At 28.6% G+C, this 255-nt stretch carries 1 protein-coding gene; it reads right to left on the bottom strand.

From position 1 onward, the window contains the following. Positions 1-232: phage holin family protein (locus KGF48_RS20805; protein WP_285891670.1), on the bottom strand; the 232-nt coding region annotated here is incomplete at its 3' end. Between the last annotated feature and the right edge of the window lie 23 nt (positions 233-255).

Genomic DNA, 255 nt, shown 5'->3' with positions numbered 1-255 from the left:
CTTGTGGTAACATAAATAAAAAGTTAAACTTTGTAAGTACGTCAACTACTGCTAAAAAGAATACACATGCTATCATTGCTACTTTTCTGATTCCTCCATTTATCCCAAAAGAACTATTAAATTTATGCGTTTTTATTGCCTGCAAACATCCTAATAGCGTATCAAATGCTATTGCTATGATTACTAATTTTATAAATATATTTGTTGCTAAAAAAGCTATGGTTATGCTCATACTACCTCCTAATTTTTGTATTA

Source organism: Clostridioides sp. ZZV15-6388, from assembly GCF_020657755.1.
Taxonomy (GTDB): Bacteria; Bacillota; Clostridia; order Peptostreptococcales; family Peptostreptococcaceae; genus Clostridioides.
This window is presented reverse-complemented; position numbering and strand designations above follow the sequence as displayed.